Here is a 3,400-nt window from a genome sequence, read left to right as displayed (position 1 = left end):
GTCACCCTGACGCTTGGCCACGCCGTGGCCGACGGTGAGGCGGTGAGCGTCAGCTACACCAAGCCCGGGAGCGGCCACGTGGTGCAGGACAAGGCCGGCAACGACGCAGCCGACTTCCGCGACCAGAGCGTGAACAACCTCACGGACAGCACAGCCCCGGTGTTCAGCAGCGCCATGGTCAATGGCACCCATCTGGTGCTCAGCTATACCGAACGCAACGACCTGGACGGGACCCCGCTGGATGGCTCTGCAGGTTTTGCGGTGAGCGGCGCCGCGGGTACGGCCATTCCCGTCAGCAGCGTCAGCGTGGACGCGGCGGCCAAGACCGTCACCCTGACGCTTGGCCGCGCCGTGGCCAACGGTGAGGTGCTGACCGTCAGCTACACCAAGCCCACGACGCCCGGCCACGTGGTGCAGGACAAGGCAGGCAACGACGCAGCCAACTTCCACGACCAGAGCGTGAACAACCTCACGCCCCCACCCCCACCCGCACCAAGCCACGTGGCGTCGGACGCAGACAACGACGGCGTTCCCAACGCCCAGGAAAATCAGGCCACCGGCCCCGCTGGTGTGGCGACCGGCGACGGCAACGCAGACGGCATCGCGGACAGCGCACAGGCCGCCGTCGGCTCGATCAACGTCACGGCGGTCGGCGGTTCCAGCACCTCGATCACCCTGGTGGCCGACAGCCAGGACGGCAATGTCAGCCCCGGAAACAACGACCGCATCACCAGTCTGGAGCAAAAGGACGCTCCCGCCGAGTCGCCCCAGGGGCTGGAGATGCCGATCGCACAGCTGCGCTTCGAGATCGAACTGGACACCTCCGGCAGCAGCGAGAAGTTCAGCCTGTATGTGGACCGGGAGACGGGCGTCAACGGCTACTGGATCAAGAACAACACCGACACCTGGACGAACCTGGCCAGCGAGCCTTACGGCGGCAAGATGGCAACCGAAGACGGGCGTCTGCGGCTGGACTTCTCGATTACCGATGGTGGGCAGTTCGACATGGATGGCAAGGCCGACGGCGTCATCACCGCCCCTGGCGCCGCAGCGTATATGCCGCTGTCCATCGTGGGGCTGGCATCGGATATGGCACACGACGGGTTCTGGCTCTGACGACAGCCCCCGGCTTGCCCTCCTGTCGGACAGAGGCAACGCCTACCGGCGCAACGCTTGCGGGGGCGCCGAACACCGGGCCCAGCTTCAGCGCCACTGCCGCATGCGGCCAGAGCGGCCGGCATGCGTGCACGCTGCCCGAGTTCGTCAGAACCAAGACTCAAACTGTCCCACGTCGGACCCCTGCCCGACGATGGACAGCGGCATCTTCGCCACCCCACCGGGGGCGGTGATGACGCCGTCGGCCTTGCCATCGGCGTCGTACTCGCCCCCATCGGCAATCGAGAAGTCGAGCCTGAGTCGATCGCCCTCCAGTTCCATCTTGCCGCCATAGGGATCGCTGGCCAGGTTCACCCAGACTCCGTGGCCGTCCTTCCTCCAATAACCGTTGATTCCCAACGTCGGATCCACATACAGGCTGAAGGTCTCACTGTGGCCTCGGGCCAGCAGCACCCGGAAGCTGGTAAGCCCGATGGGCATTTGCATCTCCTGGGACAGATTCAGCGGCGAGTCCTTCTGAACCAGGCTGGTGATGCGCACACTGCTGTCGGGGTCGATTTTTCCGCCCTTGCTGCAAGCCACCAGGGTCACCGGGGTGTACGGCGCATTTCCGGGGTTGCTTTCTGCCGTCGGGCTCAGGATGAAACGGGTCGACGTCACAGCGGATTGCGTACTGTCCGCGATGCCATCGCCATTGCCGTCACCAACCGCGTTCAAGGAACCGGCGATTCCGGGAGCATCGTCTTCCACGACATCGACTATGTTGTCGCGGTCAGTGTCCTTGCTCTTGTCCAGCCCTCCGAGTGGGTGTGCGGACCGGGTATCGATCGTGTAGTTATCGCTACTGGCTTGGCCCACTCCGGCGTTGCCTGCGGCGTCGCTCACCCCCGTCATCTCCATGCGGATCACATTGCTCGCGGCGTTGACGTTGGCCGTGGGCGTAAAGACCGCCGTCCAGGTGATTCCACCGTCGGTGCTGCTCAGTTGACCCAGCGTTCCGTTGGCGTCGCTCAGGTCGATGTCCCTGGCATCAAAATCATCGACCGCTTCGCTAAAGGTGAAGGTGACGATGGTGGCCTCGTCAAGCGTCAGGGAGGTGTTGGCCAGCGTAATGCTGCTGAGCGTGGGTCCCGTGGTGTCGGCTAGTCCAGGCGCCAGTCCCGTTCCAGGCGCCGATCCCGTTCCAGGTGCCGGTGCTGGTCCAGGGGTCAGTCCCGCTCCAACCACCGGTGCCGGCCCAGGCGCCGGTGCCGGTCCAGGGGTCAGTCCCGCTCCAACCACCGGTGCCGGCCCAGGCGCCGGTGCCGGTCCAGGCTCCGGCATCGTGGATTCGCCAGTTGGAAAGCTGTCCACTCTTTGGTTCACCATGCCGCCCGCAGCATTGCCTGCCGTGTCCAGCGTGGCGCTATCACCACCGGCCATGCGGGATGTGTGGGGGCGTAGGAAACGGTCACCGTCTGGCCATACTCCACGGCAGAGGTCAGCATCAGCGTGACCGTTTTGGCCGTTGCGTTCACGGAGACTTCGGTAACGGAGTTGACCACGCCGTTCACGAGCACCGTGAAGGCTCTGGTGGGCGCCTTGTGGTTTGCGTCCAGCGCGGTCTCTTCGGTGTAGGTAAACACCAATTGGTTGCCCTTCACCTTGGCGCTGCGCAGCACAGGCGCAATGGTGTCGACGACGTAGTTGGCACTGGCGAGGCCGTTGACGACGATGGCGGCGTTGTTGACTTCATCCTTGACGTTGTCGAGATTGCGCACGCGAATGGTGTTGCCGATCACCGTGGTATTGGCCGCCGGGGTCAGGGTGCCGGTCCAGATCCGACCGTCGGGACTGCGGGTCAGCGCGCTGAGCGCGCCATTGGGCACGGTCAGGTGGTCCTTGGTAAAACCATCAACCGCTTCGCTAAAGCGGATGGTGACAGTGGCCTGGTCGCCGATTTTCAGCGCGGTGTCGTCGATCGTGATACTGAGCAGTTCGGGCGCCGTGCGGTCCAGGATGTAGGCAGCGCTGCTGGCGCTGGTCTGCAATGCATTTCCCGCCAGGTCGCGCACGTTGGCTGTGGCGGCGTTGAGCCTGATGTAGAAGTCTTTTCCTTTCGCGCCCGTGGCCGTCGGGGTCAGCGTGGCCGTCCAGGTCCTTCCGTCGGCGTTGGCCCTGAGATTGCTCAGCGTCCCGTTGCCCACTGCGAGGTCTTCGAGCTCAAATCCAGTGACTCTCTCGCTGAACGCAATCGTGACCTCGGCCGTTTCTCCTGCTGCCAGCCGGTTGTCGCTGAGCGTGA

At 64.6% G+C, this 3,400-nt stretch carries 3 protein-coding genes; 1 reads left to right on the top strand and 2 read right to left on the bottom strand.

Annotated elements, in window-relative coordinates; genetic code table 11:
- Positions 1 to 1,116, top strand: a 1,116-nt coding sequence (locus VTU_RS28000) for a SwmB domain-containing protein (RefSeq protein WP_010106669.1), incomplete at its 5' end; no start/stop codon positions are given.
- 147 nt (positions 1,117 to 1,263) lie between these two features.
- On the opposite strand, the gene VTU_RS0117725 is transcribed toward VTU_RS28000, so the two are convergent.
- A complete protein-coding gene (locus VTU_RS0117725) occupies positions 1,264 to 2,343 on the bottom strand; it encodes an Ig-like domain-containing protein (protein ID WP_010106668.1) in 1,080 nt (359 codons plus the stop codon).
- Between the two features lie 134 nt (positions 2,344 to 2,477).
- Positions 2,478 to 3,400, bottom strand: a 923-nt coding sequence (locus tag VTU_RS27995; protein WP_010106667.1) for an Ig-like domain-containing protein, incomplete at its 5' end; no start/stop codon positions are given.

Source organism: Verminephrobacter aporrectodeae subsp. tuberculatae At4 (assembly GCF_000193225.1).
Classification (GTDB): Bacteria; Pseudomonadota; Gammaproteobacteria; order Burkholderiales; family Burkholderiaceae_C; genus Acidovorax; species Acidovorax aporrectodeae.
This window is presented reverse-complemented; position numbering and strand designations above follow the sequence as displayed.